The organism is Amycolatopsis sp. NPDC004378 (assembly GCF_053602455.1).
Map to the genome: position 1 here is coordinate 1 of NZ_JBSGDR010000020.1, position 19,076 is coordinate 19,076.

General features: G+C 72.1%; 20 protein-coding genes. 12 read left to right on the forward strand and 8 right to left on the reverse strand.

Features of this window, described 5'->3' with window-relative positions; genetic code table 11:
- On the reverse strand, positions 1-299 hold a 299-nt coding region (locus ACWEN0_RS38815), incomplete at its 3' end, for a hypothetical protein (protein ID WP_451985014.1).
- A 214-nt stretch (positions 300-513) separates the two neighbouring features.
- Here ACWEN0_RS38815 and ACWEN0_RS38820 point away from each other — a divergent pair.
- Both ACWEN0_RS38820 and ACWEN0_RS38825 read left to right on the forward strand, forming a co-directional pair.
- Entirely contained in the window at positions 514-2,964 is a 2,451-nt protein-coding gene (locus ACWEN0_RS38820; RefSeq protein WP_451985016.1) for an ABC transporter permease subunit, read from the forward strand.
- Positions 2,965-2,986: 22 nt separating this feature from the next.
- The gene (locus tag ACWEN0_RS38825; RefSeq protein WP_451985018.1) at positions 2,987-3,952 is read left to right on the forward strand and encodes a glycine betaine ABC transporter substrate-binding protein; all 966 of its coding nucleotides are present in this window, start codon (positions 2,987-2,989) and stop codon (positions 3,950-3,952) included.
- A gap of 8 nt (positions 3,953-3,960) precedes the next feature.
- Here ACWEN0_RS38825 and ACWEN0_RS38830 read toward each other — a convergent pair whose 3' ends face one another.
- Positions 3,961-5,805, reverse strand: coding sequence for a glycoside hydrolase family 5 protein (locus ACWEN0_RS38830; protein ID WP_451985377.1), 1,845 nt, complete (start codon positions 5,803-5,805; stop codon positions 3,961-3,963).
- A gap of 65 nt (positions 5,806-5,870) precedes the next feature.
- Positions 5,871-6,572, reverse strand: coding sequence for a GntR family transcriptional regulator (locus ACWEN0_RS38835; protein ID WP_451985020.1), 702 nt, complete (start codon positions 6,570-6,572; stop codon positions 5,871-5,873).
- A 103-nt stretch (positions 6,573-6,675) separates the two neighbouring features.
- Between ACWEN0_RS38835 and ACWEN0_RS38840 the strand changes: the two genes are divergently transcribed.
- From ACWEN0_RS38840 to ACWEN0_RS38870, 7 genes are all read left to right on the forward strand, one after another.
- Positions 6,676-7,944 (forward strand): MFS transporter, encoded by a 1,269-nt coding sequence (locus ACWEN0_RS38840; RefSeq protein WP_451985022.1) that lies wholly within the window; start codon positions 6,676-6,678, stop codon positions 7,942-7,944.
- Positions 7,941-8,885, forward strand: a complete 945-nt coding sequence (locus ACWEN0_RS38845; RefSeq protein ID WP_451985024.1) for a phosphoglycerate dehydrogenase — start codon at positions 7,941-7,943, stop codon at positions 8,883-8,885. Before ACWEN0_RS38840 ends, ACWEN0_RS38845 begins: the two co-directional genes overlap by 4 nt.
- 5 nt (positions 8,886-8,890) lie before the next feature.
- Positions 8,891-10,255 (forward strand): acyclic terpene utilization AtuA family protein, encoded by a 1,365-nt coding sequence (locus ACWEN0_RS38850; RefSeq protein WP_451985379.1) that lies wholly within the window; start codon positions 8,891-8,893, stop codon positions 10,253-10,255.
- Entirely contained in the window at positions 10,248-10,568 is a 321-nt protein-coding gene (locus tag ACWEN0_RS38855; protein ID WP_451985026.1) for a DUF4387 domain-containing protein, read from the forward strand. Before ACWEN0_RS38850 ends, ACWEN0_RS38855 begins: the two co-directional genes overlap by 8 nt.
- A gap of 65 nt (positions 10,569-10,633) precedes the next feature.
- Positions 10,634-12,073, forward strand: a complete 1,440-nt coding sequence (locus tag ACWEN0_RS38860; RefSeq protein WP_451985028.1) for an NAD(P)/FAD-dependent oxidoreductase — start codon at positions 10,634-10,636, stop codon at positions 12,071-12,073.
- Positions 12,070-13,125 (forward strand): hypothetical protein, encoded by a 1,056-nt coding sequence (locus tag ACWEN0_RS38865; RefSeq protein ID WP_451985030.1) that lies wholly within the window; start codon positions 12,070-12,072, stop codon positions 13,123-13,125. Before ACWEN0_RS38860 ends, ACWEN0_RS38865 begins: the two co-directional genes overlap by 4 nt.
- A 28-nt stretch (positions 13,126-13,153) precedes the next feature.
- Complete coding sequence (locus tag ACWEN0_RS38870; protein WP_451985032.1) at positions 13,154-13,753, forward strand: TetR/AcrR family transcriptional regulator; 600 nt, start codon at positions 13,154-13,156, stop codon at positions 13,751-13,753.
- Here the strand turns inward: ACWEN0_RS38870 and ACWEN0_RS38875 are convergent.
- The 4 genes from ACWEN0_RS38875 to ACWEN0_RS38890 are packed head-to-tail and all read right to left on the reverse strand — an operon-like array spanning position 13,692 to position 15,392.
- Complete coding sequence (locus tag ACWEN0_RS38875) at positions 13,692-13,988, reverse strand: hypothetical protein (RefSeq protein ID WP_451985034.1); 297 nt, start codon at positions 13,986-13,988, stop codon at positions 13,692-13,694. The two genes, ACWEN0_RS38870 and ACWEN0_RS38875, sit on opposite strands and share 62 nt — an antisense overlap.
- Complete coding sequence (locus tag ACWEN0_RS38880) at positions 13,985-14,413, reverse strand: hypothetical protein (protein WP_451985036.1); 429 nt, start codon at positions 14,411-14,413, stop codon at positions 13,985-13,987. The genes ACWEN0_RS38875 and ACWEN0_RS38880 overlap by 4 nt, the downstream gene beginning before the upstream one ends.
- Positions 14,410-14,727: a hypothetical protein gene (locus ACWEN0_RS38885; RefSeq protein WP_451985038.1), complete on the reverse strand. Its 318-nt coding sequence runs from the start codon at positions 14,725-14,727 to the stop codon at positions 14,410-14,412. The genes ACWEN0_RS38880 and ACWEN0_RS38885 overlap by 4 nt, the downstream gene beginning before the upstream one ends.
- The gene (locus ACWEN0_RS38890; RefSeq protein ID WP_451985040.1) at positions 14,727-15,392 is read right to left on the reverse strand and encodes a DJ-1/PfpI family protein; all 666 of its coding nucleotides are present in this window, start codon (positions 15,390-15,392) and stop codon (positions 14,727-14,729) included. Before ACWEN0_RS38890 ends, ACWEN0_RS38885 begins: the two co-directional genes overlap by 1 nt.
- Positions 15,393-15,513: 121 nt before the next feature.
- Here ACWEN0_RS38890 and ACWEN0_RS38895 point away from each other — a divergent pair, with 121 nt between their 5' ends.
- From ACWEN0_RS38895 to ACWEN0_RS38905, 3 genes are all read left to right on the forward strand, one after another.
- Positions 15,514-16,455: a GlxA family transcriptional regulator gene (locus ACWEN0_RS38895; protein ID WP_451985042.1), complete on the forward strand. Its 942-nt coding sequence runs from the start codon at positions 15,514-15,516 to the stop codon at positions 16,453-16,455.
- A 43-nt stretch (positions 16,456-16,498) separates the two neighbouring features.
- Entirely contained in the window at positions 16,499-17,452 is a 954-nt protein-coding gene (locus tag ACWEN0_RS38900; RefSeq protein WP_451985044.1) for a GNAT family N-acetyltransferase, read from the forward strand.
- A 107-nt stretch (positions 17,453-17,559) separates the two neighbouring features.
- A complete protein-coding gene (locus tag ACWEN0_RS38905) occupies positions 17,560-18,495 on the forward strand; it encodes a glycoside hydrolase family 25 protein (protein WP_451985046.1) in 936 nt (311 codons plus the stop codon).
- On the opposite strand, the gene ACWEN0_RS38910 is transcribed toward ACWEN0_RS38905, so the two are convergent.
- Complete coding sequence (locus tag ACWEN0_RS38910; protein WP_451985048.1) at positions 18,472-18,990, reverse strand: winged helix-turn-helix transcriptional regulator; 519 nt, start codon at positions 18,988-18,990, stop codon at positions 18,472-18,474. The genes ACWEN0_RS38905 and ACWEN0_RS38910 overlap by 24 nt on opposite strands.
- Positions 18,991-19,076 lie beyond the last annotated feature (86 nt).

Here is a 19,076-nt window from a genome sequence, read left to right on the forward strand (position 1 = left end):
TTCTTCCACGTCTCCGACTGCGCCGCGATCTCATCGGCGTTCCCGGTCAGCCCGTTCAACGCCTCCTTCAACGGCCCCACATGCTCCATCAACCAGCCGACCCCGGCCGCCAGGATCGCCCCGAACGGATCCATCGCCATCGACAACGCATCCAACGCCGTCCCGACCGCACCCATCGCGACCGACGCCCAGTCACCACTCTCGATCGCCGACTTCAGATCATTCGCCGACTCCAACAGCGAAATCCCCGAATACGCCTTCGTCGAATCCTTCGTCTCTGCCACCAGCGGGTTCGCCACTACGCGACCTTCCTGACGTCCAGACGAACAATCATCAAACTTTCAAACAATCCTTCCGGGGAAAGTAGCAAAGGGCGAGGTCCCGGAACCCCCGGTGCCCGAAAAATCCCCGATCCGTGTCCCGGGCGGGCAACCGGCGGGCGACGGCCGCGGGTGTGGACAAGAGCCGTGCGGGCGTGTTGGGGTTGTGCGGGGCCGGGCGTGATCCGGTCGGTTGTTCACTGCGACGGCGAGGAGCGGGGTCCTGAGCCTGTTCGAGTACCTCCGCGAGAACTGGGTCGACGTCGTGAACGACGCGATCCGCCACGTGGACCTGACCCTCGCCGCCGTCGTGCTGGCCGTGCTGGTCGGGGTGTCGACCGGCCTGCTCACCTACCGCCGGAAGTGGCTCGGCGAGGTCGCGACCACGACGACCGCCGCGTTCCTGACCATCCCGTCGATCGCGCTGCTCGGCATCCTGATCGGGCCCTTCGGGCTGGGGCTGACCAACGTCCTGTTCGCGCTCGTGCTCTACGCGCTGCTGCCGATCACGCGCAACACGATCGTCGGGCTGCGCGGCGTCGACCCGGCCGTGGTGGACGCCGCGCGCGGGATGGGTCTCGGCCGCGTCCGGGTGCTGTGGCGCGTGCGGGTGCCGCTGGCCTGGCCGGTGATCCTCTCGGGCATCCGGGTGTCGACGCAGATCACGATCGGCATCGCCGCCATCGGCGCGTACGTCAAGGGGCCCGGGCTCGGCAACGAGATCTTCGACGGGCTCGGCCGGTTCGGCTCGGTCAACTCGCTGAACCAGGTGCTCACCGGGACGCTCGGGATCGTCGTCCTGGCTCTGCTGTTCGACCTGGCCTTCGTGGTGGCCGGCAAGCTGACGACGTGGCGGCGGCCGCGGCCGCTCGGTGAGATCGCGCCTTCGGCCGCGGCCGGCACCGGCGGCGAGACGATCGAGCTGCGGGAGCTGAGCAAGCAGTACCCCGGCCAAGGCGCGCCCGCCGTCGACCGGCTGACGATGCGGATCCCCGCGGGCGAGATCGTCGTGCTGACCGGGCCGTCGGGGTGCGGCAAGACGACCACCATGCGGATGATCAACCGGCTCGTCGAGCCCACCTCCGGCGTCGTCACGGTCGGCGGCACCGACGTGTCGGCGCTCGACCTCGACGAGCACCGGCGCCACACCGGGTACGTCATCCAGCAGATCGGGCTCTTCCCGCACCTGCGCGTCGACGCGAACATCGGCGTGGTGCCGCGGGTGCTCCGCTGGCCCCGCCGGCGCATCGCCGGCCGGGTGCGCGAGCTGCTCGACGTCGTCGGCCTGACGCGCGAGCACGCCACCCGGTACCCGCGCGAGCTTTCCGGCGGCCAGCAGCAGCGCGTCGGCGTCGCGCGGGCGATGGCCGCCGACCCGCCGGTGATGCTGATGGACGAGCCGTTCGGCTCCACCGACCCGATCACGCGCGCCCGGCTGCAGGACGAGTTCCTGCGGCTGCAACGGGAAGTGCGCAAGACGATCGTGTTCGTCACGCACGACTTCGACGAGGCCCTGAAGCTGGGCGACCGGATCGCGGTGCTGCGGCCGCGTTCGGTGCTCGCGCAGTACGACACGCCCCAGGCGATCCTCGCCGCGCCGGCCGACGACTACGTCGCGTCCTTCGTCGGCTCGAAGCGGAACCTGAAACGGCTCGCGCTGACCCGCGTCGCCGACCTGGACCTCGGGCCGGTGGCGGCCGGGCTGCCGCCGGTCCCGCGCGAGGCCAGCCTGCGCGACGCGCTGGACACGATGGTCCGCACCGGCGCCACCGCGGTCCTGGTCGAAGACGACACCGGACGCGCGCTGGGCGTGTGCGACGTGCCGCGCCTGGTCGCCGCGCTCCGGCCGGGCGACGCGGTGCCGCCGGCGCCCGTTCCGGAGGCCGAGGCACCACCCAAAGTGGCGTCGAAGAGCCCGCCGCGGCGGCGCCGGCTCGGCCTGCTGGTCCGCCCGGTGCTGCTCACGCTCGGCCTGCTGGCGCTGTTCCTGCTCGTGCGCGCGCAGCCGATCGACTCGATCGAGCAGCGTTACCTCAACGCGGACGAGATCTTCGCCGAACTGGGCGCGCACGTGCGGCTCACGCTGATCTCGACGGTGTGCACCATCGCCCTCGCGCTGCCGCTCGGCGTCCTGCTCACCCGCCCCGGCGCCCGCTGGGCCCGGCCGTTCGGGCTCGGGCTGGGCAACCTCGGCCAGGCGATCCCGTCGATCGGGCTCGTCGTCCTGCTCGCGCTCTGGGCCGGCACCGGCACAGTGACCGCGGTGACGGCGCTGGTCGTCTACGCGACGCTGCCGGTGCTGCGCAACACGATCGTCGGGCTCGACGGCGTCGACCCGGCCGTCGTCGACGCCGCGCGCGGCATGGGCATGACGAAGACGGCGATCCTCTGGCGGATCGAACTGCCCCTGGCCGTGCCGGTGATCCTCGCCGGGATCCGCACGGCACTGGTGCTCACCGTCGCGAGCGCGACCTTGGCGACCTTCATCGACGGTGGCGGTCTCGGTGGCGGGCTCGTCGCCGGGATCGGCCTGTACCGCCCGATCCTGAGCCTGACCTTCGGCATCGTCGTCGCCGCGCTGGCGCTGTTCGCCGACTGGCTGGGCCTGGTGGCCGAGGAGGTCCTGCACCCGCGCGGCCTGTAGTCCGATCCAAGGAGGAGCAACCATGCGGAAACTTCGACGCGCGACGGCGGTCGTCCTCGTGACGGCGGCGGTCACGGCCGGGTGCACGATCGGCACCGGCCAGGGCGGCACGCAGGTGGGCGAGGGGTCCATCAAGAAGATCGACGCGCTGGCCGGCGCGCAGATCCGGGTCAGCTCCAAGGAGTTCGACGAGCAGCTGCTGCTCGGCCAGATCGCGCTCGTCGCCCTGCAGGCGGCCGGCGCGAGCCCGCAGGACAAGACCAACATCACCGGCTCGAGCAACGTCCGCCAGGCGCTCACCACCGGCGCGGTCGACCTGTACTGGGAGTACACCGGCACCGCGTGGATCAGCTACCTCAAGCAGACCAAGCCGATCGCGGACCCGCAGGCGCAGTACGACGCGGTCAAGCAGGCCGATGCCGCGAACAACGTCACCTGGTGGGCGCGGTCGCCGGCCAACGACACCTACGCCGTCGCCGGCAACCCGGCGACGGTCGCCAAGACCGGCGTCAAGACGCTGTCGGACTACGCGGCGCTGGCCAAGAAGGACCCGGCGACGGCGTCGACCTGCATGGGCCCGGAGTTCAAGAGCCGCGACGACGGCTTCCCGGGGCTGGAGAAGACCTACGGGTTCACCCTGCCCGAGCCGCAGGTGCACCTGCTCAACGACGCGGTCGTCTACCCGAGCATCGGCAAGGGCGACCCGTGCGGCTTCGGCTCGGTCGCTTCGACCGACGGGCGCGTGGCGGGCCAGAAGCTCGTCGTGCTGGACGACGACAAGCACTTCTTCCCGACGTACAACCCGGCCATCACGATCGCCTCGGCGGTGGCGAAGAAGTACCCGCAGCTGGAGCAGGTCTTCACCCCGATCGCGGCCAAGCTCGACACGGCGACGCTCACGGACCTGAACAAGAAGGTCAGCGTGGACGGCCAGAAGCCGGCCACGGTCGCCCACGACTGGCTCAAGGCGGCCGGCTTCATCAGCTGAGCCCACGACTAGCTGCGGCAGAGGAGTGCGTCGGGTGTCCGGCTGGCGCCGACGCGGCCCGTGTACGCCACGCCGGCCACGTACTCGCCCGGCGCGCACTGGCCCTTGTAGTTGCCCGAGGCGAAGTCGCCGCCCGGGTCGCCCGAGGGGCGGTTGTCGCCGCGGTCGAACCAGACCGTGCGGCCCGTGCGGCCGAGGGGTACCGGCGAGCGGCCGCACAGCACCGCCGAAACCGCCGCGCCGCGCAAGCTGTAGCCGGCCACCGCGTGGTCCGGCGGGCACTGCGCCTTCGTGTAGCCGGACGCCCAGTCCGTGTCCACATAGGACTCGTCGCGCACCACCGTGTAGCTCGTGGGCGTGGCGATCGTCCCCGTGCAGAGGCCGCGGCCGCCGGTGTGGGCGAGGCCCGTCAGGCGCTGGCCGTCGGGGCAGGCACCCTTGCGGGCCCCCGAATCCCAGTCACCGAGCGCGCGGACCGCACGCGACGGCTGGAAGTCCGCGTAGTCCAGGTTGAGCATCGACCAGTGCTCGGCCGGCGGGATCTGCCCGGTGCGCGACGGCGCGTTCACCAGCCGCTGCCAGGCCGGGCCGCGCCAGTCGGTGCCGTCGAGGACGTCGATGCGGTGGCCGGCGGCGTCCCAGGCCAGCAGCGACCAGCCGTCGCCGGATCCGTTGGTCTGGAAACCGACCGCGGGCCAGTAGGCGAAGTCGGTGTCGGTCTCGGCGAGGTAGTTCACGAAGTTCTCGAAGAAGGCGCGCGACGCCGGGTCGGTGGTGTTGCGGCCTTCGCCGAACTCGCTGATCCACAGCGGCGCGGTGTAGTGCTTGCCGGTGTCCTGCTCGACGAAGAACGCCTGCCGGTACAGGGTGTCGCGCAGGTCCTGCGGCGAAAGGTCGCGGTAGCGCGGGTCGTGCGTCTCCCCGACGCCCGTCGCGCCCGAGTGGTTCGGGCCGGTGTAGCCGTAGAAGTGGGCCGAATAGACGAGCTTCCCGGAGTCGATCAGCGTGTGCGACAGGGTGCGCGCGGGCTCCAGCGTCGGGCGCCCGTGCGGGAAGCCGTCGATGGGCAGGCCGGTCCAGTTGATGCCCTCGACGATGATCAGCAGGTCGCGGTTGGCCTCGGTCTGGATGCGGTCGGCCACCTGCTGGCTCGCGCGCTGCCAGTCGGTTCCGTTGCCCCAGCCCCAGTTCGGGTCGTCGAAGGTGTTCCGGCGGACCTCGTTGTACAGGTCGGCGCCGACGACCCGCTTGTTCGCGGCGTAGCGGCGGGCCATGAACAGCCAGTCGTCCTGCCACTGCTGCTCGGACTGCGCCGTGTTCCACCGTTCGTTGCCGTCGAGCCCGCAGCACCAGCGCGACGTCGTGGTGTGGTTGTTGAGGATCACGGCGAACCCGCGCGCGGTCAGCCGTTCGACGACGCGGTCGTACACCTGCAGCGGCGTCAGGCCGTGCAGGCCGGGGTTGGCCGGGAGGTCGGGCACCGGCCGGGTGTCGTGGATCATCGCGTTGGAGAACTGCAGCCGCACGCTGTTGAGGCCCAGCTGGGCCAGCCCGTCGATCACGGTGTCGATCGACGCGCGGTCCAGGCCCAGCGGCGTCTGGTACGCGATCTCGCCGGCGTGGTGGTTGGCCGGGTCGTCGACGTCCCCGGACCCGGTCCACGTGCCGCTCGCGCCGTGCCAGTTGGCGGCCTTCAGCTTGAACCGGTTGCCGTTCGCGTCGACGATGTAGCGGCCGCGCGTGCTCAGCGGGCCCACCCAGCTCTCGGCCGGCGTCGATGCCGAAGCCGGGGCCGGCGGGGCGAGGGGAACCACGAAACCGACGGCCGAAAGCACGGTGAAAACAGCACCCAGGATCTTCACGAGCGGAGGTTAGCCAGCCCGGACACCGCTTGGATACGGCCATCCGTCGTGGATCGTCAGGACCGGGCGCCCGCGAGGAGGTCGCCGAGCCCGCCGCGAGCGTCCTCGAGCACCAAGGCTTCGGCCGCCGCCGAGTCACCCGCGCGCAGCGCGTGGACGAGCTTGCGGTGCGTCGTGTAGCGGTCGAGGCCGAACGTCTCGTCCACGCTGACGCGCTCGAGCACGCGGGACCGGCGTTCCGGCCCGGAGAACACCCGGGTCTGGTCGAGCAGCCGGACGAGCACCGGGTTCCCGGCGCAGGACTCGACAACGGCGTTGAAGCGCTGCATGGCGTCGAAGAGCCGGCCCACGTGCTTCGCGACGTCCTGGCCGGACTCGTGGCGCTGTTTGATCAGGATCAGCAGATCGTCGGCCTCGTCGAGGATCGCGTCGAGCCGGTCGAGCTGCTCCGGTGTTGCGTGGCGGGCGGCGAAGCGGGCCACCATTCCGCGCAGGCCGACCTCGACCTCGGCGAGGTCGGCGATCGCGACGCCGCCGAACATCGCGACCTTCACCGTGCGCGGGCCGCTGCGCTCGAGCAGGCCGTCCTGCTCGAGCCGCCGGATGGCCTCGCGCACCGGTGTCGGGCTGACCGACAGCCGTTCGGCGAACCCGCGTTCGGTGACCTTCTGCCCCGGGCGCAGTTCGCCGGTGGTGATCGCGTCGCGCAGGGCGCGGTACACGCGGTCGGCCAGGGTGTCGGTGGTGACGCTCTCCATGTAGCCAGTCTAGTGGTCATGGCAAAAACCACATGCAACTATTGACCATCTTGCTATAGCAAAAGTACGGTAGCGGCCATCACCAGGACGGAAGGGGCCGACGATGGCGTTGACCACCCCGCGCGTGCGCACCGGGCGCATCACGTTCTTCGTGGCTCTGGCGGTCTTCGCCCAGGAGTCGACGTGGAACCTCTACGACTCGCAGGTCCCGCCCCTGCTGCGCACGCACCTCGGCAGCGCCGCGCTGATCGGCGCGCTGATGGGGATGGACAACCTGCTGGGCATCTTCATCCAGCCGTGGATGGGCAACCGTTCGGACGGCACCCGCACCGCGTGGGGGCGGCGCATCCCGTACCTCGTCGCCGGCATGCCGGTGGCGGCCGTGCTGTTCGTGCTCATCCCGCACGCCGCAGCCTCACTGCCGCTGCTGGTCCTGACCATGTTCGGCTACGCGCTGGTCGCGAACTCCTTCAAGCCGATCGCCGAGTCCCTGCTGCCGGACTACATCGGCCCGGAGCGGCGCGGCCGGGCCAACGCGGCGGTCAAGGTCGCCTCCAGCATCACGGTGATCGTGGCCGCCCTGATCAGCATCTTCCTCGTCGACGACCACCCGAAGCTGTCCTTCGCGATCCCCGCGGTGCTGATGGTCGGGTCCGTGGCCGTGCTGGCGTGGAAGGTGCGCGACAGTCGTTCCCCGGCTTACCAGGCCGCGCTCGCAGAAGACCGCGAAGCGCACGCCGAGGCGTCGCCGCGGGTGCGGATGCGGGACGTCCTGCGCGACATCGTGCGCGACCCCGACCGCAGCCGGCTGCTGGTCATCGCGGCCGTGTTCGCCTTCGGCGGCGCTTGGTTCGCCTCGCGGTCGCTCGTCACCAACTACGGCATGGAGGTGCTCGGGCTTTCGCGCGGCGACGCGGGCGGGCTGACCCTGCCCAGCGGGCTGGCCTTCATCGCGGCCGCCTACCCGGTCGCGCTGCTCGCGGAACGCTTCGGCCGGCTGCGGGTGATCCTCGCCGGGATGGTCGTGTTCGCCGTCGCGATGGTGCTCGGCACGGCCGTGCCGACGCCGGCCGGCACGGTCACCGCGATGTGCGCCGCGTCCGCGGGCGCGTCGGCGTTCATGGTCAACATGGCGGTCGTGCTGTGGAACCTCGCGCCGTCCGCGCGGGTGATCGGCACCTACACCGGGCTCTACACCGTCGGCTGGGCGAGCGGCGGGTTCGCCGGCCCGGCACTCGTCGGCGCCATGGTCGACGTGACGGGCTGGCCGTTCATGCTGCTCGACGTCGGGGTCGTGACGCTGCTCGCCGTGCTCGCGGTCGCGCGCGTCGCGGTGCTGCAGCGCCGCCGGGGCGACGGGCGTGCCCTGTGAAGCGCGTCCTGGTCACCGCGGACTTCCTGCGTCCCGGCGACGAAGCCGACGAGTACCTGCGGGGCGCGGGACTGGAAACCGTGCACTCGCCGATGACCGGCCGCCGCGATCCGGAAGACCTGGTCGCCGCGCTCGCCGGGATCGACGCGGCTCTGGTGGCGAACGAGCCGCTGACGGCCGGCGTGCTCGCCCGGGCGCCGCGGCTGCGCGTCATCGTGCGGACCGGCGTCGGCTACGACTCGATCGACGTCGAAGCCGCGGCCCGGCGGGGGATCAGCGTCAGCACCCTGCCCGGCGTCAACGCGAACGCCGTCGCCGAGTACACGATGGGCCTGCTGCTCGCGGGCGCGCGGCGGCTCGTGCAGTCCGCGTCCGGGGTGGCGGCCGGCGGCTGGCCGCGCGAAGACGGTCACGAGCTGCGCGGGGCGACGCTCGGGCTGATCGGCCACGGCGCCACCGCGCGGGCGGTCGTCCCGCTGGCCCGGGCCTTCGGGATGACCGTGGTCTGCACGACGACCACGCCCGTCCCGTCGGCGGAGGTCCGGTTCGCCGGCCTGCCCGAGCTGCTGTCCACTTCGGACTACGTCTCGGTGCACACCGCGCTGACCGCACGGACCCGGGGCCTGCTGGACGCCCCGGCGTTCAAGCGGATGAAGCCGACGGCCGTGCTGGTGAACACCGCCCGCGGCGCCATCGTCGACGAGGACGCGCTGGTGGCCGCCGTGCGGGCGGGGGAGATCGCCGGCGCGATGCTCGACGTGGTGGCCGAAGAACCACTCCCGTCGGAAAGCCCGTTGCGCGGGGTGGCGGGGATCGTCGTCTGCTCGCACCTGGCCGGGCAGACCGCCGAAGCGCGCCGGGCCGCCGGCCTGCGGGGAGCCGAAGAACTCGTGGACGCCCTCGCGGGGCGGGCGCGGTTCGTGGTGAACGGAGAGAAATGAGGACCATGGAGAAAGTGCGGATCCTGGCGCCGAGCGGGATGCTCGGGGCCGGCTGGGACCACGCGACGGTCGAACGCGGCATCGCCCTCGGTGCCGACGTGATCAGCATCGACGGCGGCTCAACGGACTCCGGCCCGTACTACCTCGGCGCCGCAACCCCGAAGACGACGGCCAAGGCGGTCGCGCGCGACCTGCGCAGCCTGCTGACCGCCGCCGCCGGCGCGGGGATCCCGGTCGTCGTCGGCTCCTGCGGCACGAGCGGGACCGACGCCGGCGTCGACTGGGTCGCCGGGATCGCCGCGGAGGTGATGGCCGAAGAAGGCCTGCACCTCAGGGTCGCGCGGATCTACAGCGAGCAGGACGCCGCCGGCCTCAAGGAGGAACTCGGCGCCGGCCGCGTGCACCCGTTGCCGCCCTTGGGCGAACTCGACGCGGAGACCTTGGAAAGCTGCACCCACATCGTCGGCGCGATGGGCCACGAGCCGATCGCCGAGGCGCTGCGGGCCGGGGCCCAGGTCGTGCTCGCCGGCCGGGCCACGGACACCGCGGTGGCGGCCGCCTACCCGCTCATGATGGGCCTGCCCGCCGGACCGACCTGGCACGCGGCCAAGATCATCGAGTGCGGCGGCCAGTGCACCGACAACCCGCGTGCGGGCGGCGTCCTGGCGACGATCGACGCCGGCGGCTTCACCATCGAACCCCTCGACCCGATGGCGGCGTGCACCCCGATCCTGGTGGCCGCGCACATGCTCTACGAGACCGCGAACCCCTTCGAAATGCGGGAACCCGACGGCACGCTCGACGTCCGCGAGGCGCGGTACACCGCCGTCGACGACCGGATCGTCCGCGTCGAAGGCTCCCGGTTCCACGTCGCGGACCAGTACACGATCAAGCTCGAAGGCGCGCGGATCACCGGGTACGAGACGATGTCGTTCTCGGCGATCCGCGACCCGCTCGTGCTCGCCGACATCGACGAGTGGGCCGCCCTGATGCGGGTGCTGATCACCCGGCGCGTCGGCCAGACCCTCGGCCTCGCCGACGACGAGTACGCGTTCGACCTGCGGCTCTACGGCCACAACGCGGTGCTGGGCGAGCTCGAACCCGAGACCGGGCCGCCGCGCGAGGTGGGCGTGATGCTGCTGGTCAACGCGCCCGACCAGGCGACCGCGACGGCCGTGGCCAAGGTGGCGAACCCGCTGATGCTGCACCTGCCGACGCCGTCGATGGACTACCTGCCGAGCTTCGCGTTCGCCTCGTCCCCGGCCGAGGTGGAGCGCGGCGCAGCGTACGAGTTCGTGCTGAACCACGTCGCCGACTGCGCGCCGCTGGACCTGTTCCGGATCGAGCTGGGGGAGGGAACCCTTGCCTGACACCACTTTGGCGGACCTGGCCCGCGAGGTCCGGGCCAAGAACGCCGGGCCGTTCTGGGTCACGATGGAGCTGTTCCTGCGCGACGCCGAGGCCTACCGCGTCGCCGCCGACGAGTCCTTCCTCGACGAACGCGTGATCGCGTCGCTCTACCGGGTCGACGCGAGCACGGTCCGGATCTTCCGCATCCCGTCGCTCAACGTCGTGAAGATCTCCTTCCCGCGCCCGGTGAGCCAGGGCTCGCTGCGGGACCGGGACATGCACGCGGGCCAGCACCACGTCCCGCTCGCCGGGCTGCGCGTGCCGGCCGCTTGACACGCCCTCTCGTCATTCATACATTCGTCGTCCAAGTGTATGAATGACGAGAGGAGCTGATCCTCGTGCGGCTCGGCAAGACCGCCGTCGTGCTCGGGGGCAGTGCCGCCGGCCTGTGTGCCGCGGGCGCCCTCGCCCCCTCCTTCGACGAAGTGCTGGTGCTGGAACGCGACGAACTGCCGGCGGAAGCCGAGCACCGGCGTGGCGTCCCGCAGAGCAAGCACCCGCACTTCCTGCTGAACTCCGGCCGCCGCGCGATCGGGGCGCTGTTCCCCGGCTTCGAAGAAGACCTCGTCGCGGCGGGCGGCCTGCACCTGATGCCGTCGATGGACGCCGCCTACCTCGACGGGCCGGGCTGGTCGGCGCGCAAGCGCAGCGCGATGACGATGATCTACGGCTCCCGCATCCTCATCGAGCGCGTGCTGCGCGACAAGGTGCGCGAACTGGCCAACGTCGAGGTCCGCGAGGGTGTCTCGGTGACCGGCCTGACCGTGCGGGACGGCGGGATCACCGGGGTCGGCTTCGGCGGCTCCCACGTCGACGCCGACTTCGTCGTGGACGCGATGGGCCGCGGCTCCCCGGTCGGCTCGTGGCTGGTGGCGGCGGGCTGGCCCGAGGTCGAAGTGCGGACGCTCGACGCCAAGGTCACCTACACCTCGCGCTGGTACGACCTGCCTTCCGCGGCCGAGCGGCCGCCGTCGTGGTGGTGGCAGCACCTGGTGATCATGCCGACGCCGGACAAGGGCGAGCACCCGGCCGAGCACGAGTTCCTGGTCAACTTCTTCCCGATCGAGGGGAACCGCGTCATCGCCTGCATGGGCTCGTGGGGCCTCGAGATGCCGCGCACCACCGACGCGTTCGTGGAGGTGGCCCGCCGGGTGCGGACGCCGTTGTTCGCCGCCGCGATGGACCGGTGCGACCCGGTCTCGGAGGTGCACCTGACCCGCTCGACCGGCAACCGGTGGCGGCGCTACGACCGGATGGGCAACCCGCCGAAGGGCCTGGCGTTCGTCGGCGACTCGATCTGCGCGTTCAACCCGTTCTACGCGCAGGGCATCAGCTCGGCGGCGGGTTCGGCGTTGCTCCTGCGCGAGCACCTCGCCCGCGGCCTCGACGCCGGGTTCAGCGCGAGGTTCCTCGCGGCGCAACGCAAGCTGCTGAACGTGCCGTGGCGGCTCGCGATGGCCCGGGACCAAGGCTACGAGTGCGCGGTGGGCACCGAGAAGCCGCCCGAGTGGCGGCGCCGGCTGCTCGCGGCCGTGTCCGGCCCGGCGTTCAGCCTGATCGTCGGCGCCGCCCGGGAGGACGACGTCATCGACGAGCACTTCGCCAAGGTGTTCAACCTCGACGAGTCGCTGGGGGCGATGCTGCGCACCCCGCGCGTGCTCGCGGGGCTGGTGCGCTACCGGATCCGGGCCGCGCTGGGCCGGCACCGGGTCCCGTCCGGGTTCGACCCGCGGGCCGAACCGCCGGCCACGGACTACTCGACGGTGGCCACGCGATGACGTCCGGGTGCGGGCCGGACGCCGAAGCCGTCACCCGCGGGCTCGGCTTCGACTGCCACGACGTCGCCCAGGTGGTCTCGGTCCGGTTCCCCTGGGACCTCGAGAACTGGACGATGCCGGTGCTGGAGGTGCTCGTCCTCGGCGGCGCGGTCTTCGCGCTGGTGCACGCCCTGCGCCGGTACCGCGCGGGCGACCCGGTCAACCTGGCGCTGTGGTGGACGTCCCTGGTCTACCTGTTCGTCACCGAGCCGCCGTTGTACTTCCCGGAGTGGTTCGGGCTCGACCGGATCTACGGCTTCGTCTTCGCCCACAACCGGTTCACGGTGCAGCTGATGGGCGACCGGCTGCCGCTGTACATCGTGGCGTTCTACCCGATGTTCACCCAGCTCGCGTACGAGCTCGTGCGGTCGCTCGGCATCTTCCGCCGCCGTGGCCCGCTGCGCGGCGCCGTGGCCGTCGCCTTCGTGTGCCAGGTCTTCTACGAGGTGTTCGACCACATCGGACCGCAGCTGAAGTGGTGGGCGTGGAACCCGGGCAACCGGATCGTCGACCAGCCGGCGATGGCTTCGGTGCCGATGACGAGCGCGCTGCTGTTCGCGTCCGTCTCGATGGCGGCGATGACGTACCTGGTCGTGCGGCTCGCCGGAAGCGGGCGGCTGGTGCCGCGGATCCTGCTGGCCGGCGTCCTCACCCCGCTCGCCATGGTCGTCGCCGGGCTGCCGGCGAGCCTGTTCCAGGGCAACACCACGGCCCAGGCGTGGATCCTCGGTGCCGAGCTGGCCCTGGTCTGGCTGGCCGGCGGCTGGGTCGTGGCGACGGGACGGGCGGCGACCGGCGAGCCCGCGTCCGCCTTCGTCCGCGTCTACCCCGCCCTCTACCTCGGCGTGCTGGCCGTGATCTGGGTCAGCGCGCTGCCGGCGTACTTCGCCGCCGACCACGGGATCACCCGCGATGGCACCCCCGTCGGCAGCGGCCCTTACGCGCTCGCCTGCTTCGCCGCGGCCGGTCTCGTGCTGGCCGCGCTCCGCCGCAGGGCCCCTGTCCCGGTGTGACCGGTCCCGCTCGGGGAAGATGGGCGGCATGGGGTACCACGGGTGGCGGGGCAACCCGCCCGGCACGGAAGACGAGGCGCGCCGGCGGATCGTCGAGGCGGCGACGGCGTGCCTCGACCGGGCCGGGCTGGCCAAGACCAGCCTGTCCGACGTCGCCGCCGAGGCCGGCGTGACGCGGCAGACCGTCTACCGCTACTTCCCGGGCCTCAAGGACATCCTCCGCGCCGTCGGCCTGGCCGGGGTCGAGGAGTTCGCCGGGCGGATGGAACGCCACCTGGCCGCCTGCGGCAGCGCGGAGGAGGCCGCTGTCGAGTCGGTGGTGTTCGCGGTCCGGACCGTTCCCGGCGAGCCCTACCTCGGCCTGCTCCTGCAGGCGGGCGAAGCCGACTTCTTCACCGACGGCGTCATCTCGCCGCTCGCTTTCTCGTTCGGCACAAGGATTCTGCGCAACCTCCCGGTGGACTGGCGCGCGGTCGGCGTCACGACCGACGAAGACCTCCAGGGGCTCGCCGAGATCCTGATGCGGCTCTTCATGTCCTTCCTGCAGCACCCGTCGACGCCGCCGCTCACCGACGACGGGCTGCGGGCGCTGGTCCGCCGCTGGCTCGGTCCGGCCCTGCGCGGATGACCCGGGCGGCGAGCAGCCCGCCGATCCCGGGGACCAGGGCCCGCAGCCAGACCCGGTGCCGCCCGCCGGCCGGCAGCACCGCGGCGATGACCGTGGCCGTGTAGGCGAGGCCGTGCACCGGCCCGAGGACCCGGGAGAACGCCGGGAGGTGGACGGTGACCAGGTTGAGCAGCAGGAGGACGAGCGTCGTCAGCTCGGCCGTGCCGAGGACGTGCAGGGTGCGGCGCGGGTTCACAGGGTGGCTCCCGTCGTCGAGCCGGGGCGGTAGACCATCAGCACGACCACGGCCACCCACAGCAGGTTGAACAGCCCGGTGGTCATCGCCAGCCGCCGGTCCGGGCGGCCGGTGTCGAGCACGCGCTGCTGGCCCGGCAGGACGACGGCCACCAGCAGGACGGCCGCGGCCGCGGTCAGCACCATCGAGACGATCAGCCACGCGTCGCCGAGCACGCCCAATGCGGCCGCGGTCGCGATGCCGAACACCGGCACGAAGACCCCGATCACGGCGTAGACGCGGGTGATCCGGTTCAGCACGCCCAGCACCGCCGTCTTCTGGGGCTCTTCGCGGGCGGCGGCCGGGAACATGCTCGCGGCGATCGCGACCGGGCCGATCGTGAGGACCGCGGCGACGACGTGGACCGACAGCAGGAACGGGGTCACGTGCCCGCCCGTTCGCCGGTGACGCGGGTGCGGGGGAGCCGGCCCGCGCGGGAGTGCCCGGCGAGGGTGTCGCCGGTGACCGTGACGTCGTATTCGAGGTTCAGCCGCAGCGGCTTGGTGATGCGCTGCCGCCAGGTGACGCGCTCGCCTTCGGCCGTCGCGGTGCGAACGATGTCCTCCAAAATGGACTCTTCGCCGGCCCCGACGGCCGTGCCGGTGGTTCCGCCGGGGGTTTCGGTGAACCGGTAGCCGGCGTCGATCGTGCCGATGGGGGTCTTCATGCGCAGGCGCCAGGTTCCGGTGATCCCGCTCATCACGCGGCCCCCGTCGCGGCGAGCCCGCTGTGCTTCCACGGGGTGCCCCGGCGTTCGTACTCGAACAGTTCCTCGACGGCGTGCGCGATCCGCGGCCCGAAGTCGCGTTCGAGCAGGTACAGGCCGAGGTCGAGGCCGGAGGTGACGCCGCCGGCCGTGACGAGGTCGCCGTCGTCGACCACGCGGGCGCGCACGGCGGTGACCCCGGCCGCTTCGAGCAGGTCGACGCCGAGGACGTGGGTGGTCGCGGTCCGGCCTTCGAGCAGCCCGGCCATGGCCAGCGCGAGCGAGCCGCCGCAGACGGTCGCCACCGTGATCTCCGGGTTTTCGAGGCACCGGCCCAGCAGCGGGGCCGCGGCGCCGGCGGCGAACCGCGAGAGGAGCACCGGGATGGTGTCGATCTCGTCCGGGTCGCCGTCGACCGGGCCGGCCGCGCCGGGGACCACGACGTACCCCGGCACGGCCGGGTCGAGCGCGGCGGTCGCGGTGAGCGTGATGCCGGGGGTGCCGGAGACGACCGCCCGGGCGCCTTCGGCGGAGACGAACTCGACGTCCAGCGCACCGCCCAGGAACGCCCGTCCGCCGGAGAGGACCTCGAACGGCGCGACGGCGTCGAGCGGGTCGAAGCCGTCGAAGAGAACGAACTGGGCAAGCGGGTTCGGCATCGGGTGATCCTTTCGGCTGGGTTCGCTGCCATGCTGCGCGTCGCCGGCCACGCCGGACAGTGGCGATCAAGACACAGGACGCCGGTATCTCGCCACGCGGATCACGGGGTACTTTCGGAGCATGTACACGGTTGTGGTGCTCGCCCTCGACGACGTGATCGCGTTCGATCTGGCCACGCCGGTCGAGACGCTCGGGCGCGTCCGGCTGCCCGACGGGCGCCCGGGCTACAAGATCGTCGTCGCCGGGCCGGAGCCGGTGGTCGACGCCGGCCCGGTGCGGCTGGCCGTCGGCGCGGGCCTCGACGAGACCCGGCGGGCGGACCTGATCGTCGTCCCGGGCCGCAACGACCCGTCCCGGCCCACGCCGCCTGACGTCGGCGAAGCGCTGCGTGCGGCCGTCGCCCGGGGAACGCGGGTGGCGTCCGTCTGCGTCGGCGCGTTCACGCTCGCCGAGGTGGGCCTGCTCGACGGGCAGCGGGCGACCACGCACTGGCTCGCCACCGACCACCTGGCGCGCCGGTACCCGGCGGTCCGGGTCGACGCGGACGCGCTCTACACCGACAACGGGCAGATCCTCACGTCCGCGGGTGCTTCGGCGGGGCTGGACATGTGCCTGCACATCGTCGAGCGCGACTACGGCGTGGCGGTCGCGGCCGACGCGGCCCGTCTCGCCGTCGCACCGTTGCAGCGCACCGGCGGGCAGGGCCAGTACATCCTCCGCAACCGCCCGACCTACCAGACCGCGACGCTGGAGAAGGCCCTGGCGTGGATCGAGGAGAACGCGCACCGCGCGCTCACGCTCGCGGACATCGCGGGCGCGGCGGGCATGAGCAGCCGCACGCTCTCCCGGCGCTTCCAGGCGGAGACCGGGCAGAGCCCGATCCAGTGGCTCACCGGCGTGCGCATCCGGCACGCCCAGGAGCTCCTGGAGATCACCGACCACACGGTCGACCGGATCGCCGGGCAGGTCGGTTTCCCGTCGCCGAGCAACTTCCGGACCCAGTTCGCGCAGACCGTGGGCGTCAACCCGGGGGAGTACCGCAGGACCTTCCGGCCCGCCTGAAAACCGGGCGACAGCCGTCCCGGGCGCGGATAACGTCCGGCGGATGACCGAACTGACGTGGCGCCCGCTGACCCGCGAGGACGCCCAGGCGTCGGCCGACCTCCTCAACACCGTCGAAACCGTGGACGGGATCGGCGAGAACTACACGGCCGAGGACACCCTGCAGGAGCTGATCGACCCGTACGCGGACCTCGAACGCGCGAGCCTCGCCGCGTTCGACGGGGACGTCATGGTGGGGTACATGAAGATCCGCTTCAAGCCGTCCGCGGAAGAAGCGCACCGGGTGTTCCTCGACGGCGGGGTCCATCCGGCGTACCGACGCCGGGGTGTGGGCACCTCGCTCGTCGAAGCCGGGATCGCGGCGGCGAAGGTCGTGCACGCGCTGCACCACCCGGACCGGCGGCTCGTGGTCGACGTCCACAAGGCCGAGCACATCGCCGGCCTGCCGGAACTCCTGCGCTCCCAAGGCTTCGCGCCCGTCCGGTACTTCCGGCGCATGGAGCGCCCGCTCGACGTCGCGCCCGGCGACCCGGCCGTCCCGGCCGGGCTGACGATCGAGCCGTGGTCGGCGGAGGACGACGAGGACTTCCGGCTCGTCCGGAACGAGTCCTACCGGGACTGCTGGGGCGCGGTGCCGATGCCCGCGGACCTGTGGCGCACCAAGATCACCAACCAGACGTTCCGGCCCGAGGCCAGCTTCCTGGTGCGCGCCGAGGTCCCAGTGGGGGTGCTCGTGACCATGCACTGGGAAGCCGACACGGCGGTCACCGGCGTCCGTGACGCGCACTTCATGGTCGTCGGAACCCGTCCGGAGCACCGGAACCGGGGCGTCGCGGGCGCGCTGATCGCGCACGCGCTGCGGGCGGCCGGTGAACAGGGGTACGACCGGGCCAGCCTGAGCGTGGACTCGGCGAGCCCGTCCGGTGCCTCAGGCATCTTCGCGAAGGCCGGTTTCGTGCCGAAGCTGCGTTACGTGCGCTGGGCGCTCGAAGTCTGACCACTCCGCGGCGTCGGCTGCACCCCCAGCGTCAGGATCGACGGATTGTCGACGGCTCGTGCGAGCCTGCGGTCAGGTCGGGCCCTGCGCTGGTGAGGAGCTGAACGATGGCACGAGGAACCGATGTCCACCCCTTCTACCAGCGTGGGCTTCGCTGGGACCAGGTGAGCGACATCGCCTTCGCGTGGGTCAAGGTCTCCGACGGAGGCGCGCCCTACACCCGCTCCGAAGGCGGCGTCGTCCACCGGCCCGACACCCATGTGGCCGGCGCGAAGTCGCGCGGCATCCCCGTCGGCGGGTACCACTACGCCCAGCCGTCGCCGGGTGCCGAACAGCAGGCGGAGGTGCTGCTCGGCGAAGTCGGCCGGCTCGGGGCGACCGGCGTCGCGCCGATGCTCGACCTCGAAGCGCCGTTCCGCCCGGACGCGGCGGCGAGGTCCTTCGGGATCGCCTTCTGCCGGCGCGTCGCGGCGGCGGGCCTCCGGCCGGCCGTCTACATGAGCGCGTCGTTCGGCGCCGCGCTGCGGCCGGACCAGTGGGACGTGCCGGGCCTGGTGATCGTGATCGCGCGGTACGGCGCGCGCCCGGAGGCGGCGGGCGCGGGCCGGTACCCGGGCCGCTACGACGTGCACCAGTACACCAGCGGCGGCAGCCTGCCCGGCTCGGCCGGCGCGGTCGACCTCGACGAGTCCTACACCGACAACCACCTCAGCCCGGAGGACGACATGGCCTTCACCAGCGACGACTTCGCCCACCTGATGTGGGGCAACGTCTTCGACCTCACCGGAAACCGCAACTACGCGCAGTTCATCAAGGACATGGACGCCAAGATCACGGCGCTCGGCTCGTCGCTGGACGCGGTCACGAAGCTCATCACGGACAGCTCGGCGCACCCGGTCGACCCGCAGCAGCTCGCCGAGGCGCTCGACGGCAAGCTGATCGCCGACCTCGTGCCGGCCGTCACGCAGGCGGTGACCCAGGCGGCGGGCGCCGAGACGGCCGACGAAGTCCGGCAGATGCTAGTGCAGCGGCTGCAGCAGTGACCGCGGCCGCGCCAGGATCGCGGTGACCTGGCCGTCGCCGGGGGACGGCGGGGGCAGGCCCGGCCCGGGGGTCAGGAGGGTGTCGGCGATCGGCACGTCCTGGCCGCACTTCCGGCAGGTGCCCGCGGGGCCCACCTCGCCTTCGCAGGACGCGTGCAGGAACACGCGGCGCCGTCCGTCCGGGGCGTAGTGCTCGTCGCCCCAGGCCGAGAGCGCGCGGACGACCGGCCACAGGCCCAGGCCCTTGGCCGTCAGCTCGTACTCGCTGCGCTTGCCGGGGCCCGGGACGCGCGTAAGGACGCCTTCGCCGACGAGGAACTCCAGTCGTTCGGTCAGCACCGCGCGCGGGATGCCGAGGTGCTCGACGAAGTCGCTGAAGCGGCGGACCCCGAAGACGGCGTCGCGGACGATCAGCAGCGTCCAGCGTTCGCCGACGATCTCGAGGGCGCGGACCATCGAGCAGGACTGGTTGCTGTATTCGCGGGGGAGGGCCACGCCACCAGTCTGCCACAAAAGAGTTCGTTCATCGAACCAACCGTGCTATCGTCGCGGCGAAAGAGTTCGGTGACCGAATCATCTGG

Bases quoted from the DNA above. Each gene is read 5' to 3' on its own strand.
- ACWEN0_RS38890 (WP_451985040.1), bottom strand. From the start codon at position 15,392: ATGCCGAACCCGCTTGCCCAGTTCGTTCTCTTCGACGGCTTCGACCCG.
- ACWEN0_RS38900 (WP_451985044.1), top strand. From the start codon at position 16,499: ATGACCGAACTGACGTGGCGCCCGCTGACCCGCGAGGACGCCCAGGCG.
- ACWEN0_RS38870 (WP_451985032.1), top strand. From the start codon at position 13,154: ATGGGGTACCACGGGTGGCGGGGCAACCCGCCCGGCACGGAAGACGAG.
- ACWEN0_RS38840 (WP_451985022.1), top strand. From the start codon at position 6,676: ATGGCGTTGACCACCCCGCGCGTGCGCACCGGGCGCATCACGTTCTTC.
- ACWEN0_RS38905 (WP_451985046.1), top strand. From the start codon at position 17,560: ATGGCACGAGGAACCGATGTCCACCCCTTCTACCAGCGTGGGCTTCGC.
- ACWEN0_RS38885 (WP_451985038.1), bottom strand. From the start codon at position 14,727: ATGAGCGGGATCACCGGAACCTGGCGCCTGCGCATGAAGACCCCCATC.
- ACWEN0_RS38865 (WP_451985030.1), top strand. From the start codon at position 12,070: ATGACGTCCGGGTGCGGGCCGGACGCCGAAGCCGTCACCCGCGGGCTC.
- ACWEN0_RS38835 (WP_451985020.1), bottom strand. From the start codon at position 6,572: ATGGAGAGCGTCACCACCGACACCCTGGCCGACCGCGTGTACCGCGCC.
- ACWEN0_RS38850 (WP_451985379.1), top strand. From the start codon at position 8,891: ATGGAGAAAGTGCGGATCCTGGCGCCGAGCGGGATGCTCGGGGCCGGC.
- ACWEN0_RS38895 (WP_451985042.1), top strand. From the start codon at position 15,514: ATGTACACGGTTGTGGTGCTCGCCCTCGACGACGTGATCGCGTTCGAT.
- ACWEN0_RS38825 (WP_451985018.1), top strand. From the start codon at position 2,987: ATGCGGAAACTTCGACGCGCGACGGCGGTCGTCCTCGTGACGGCGGCG.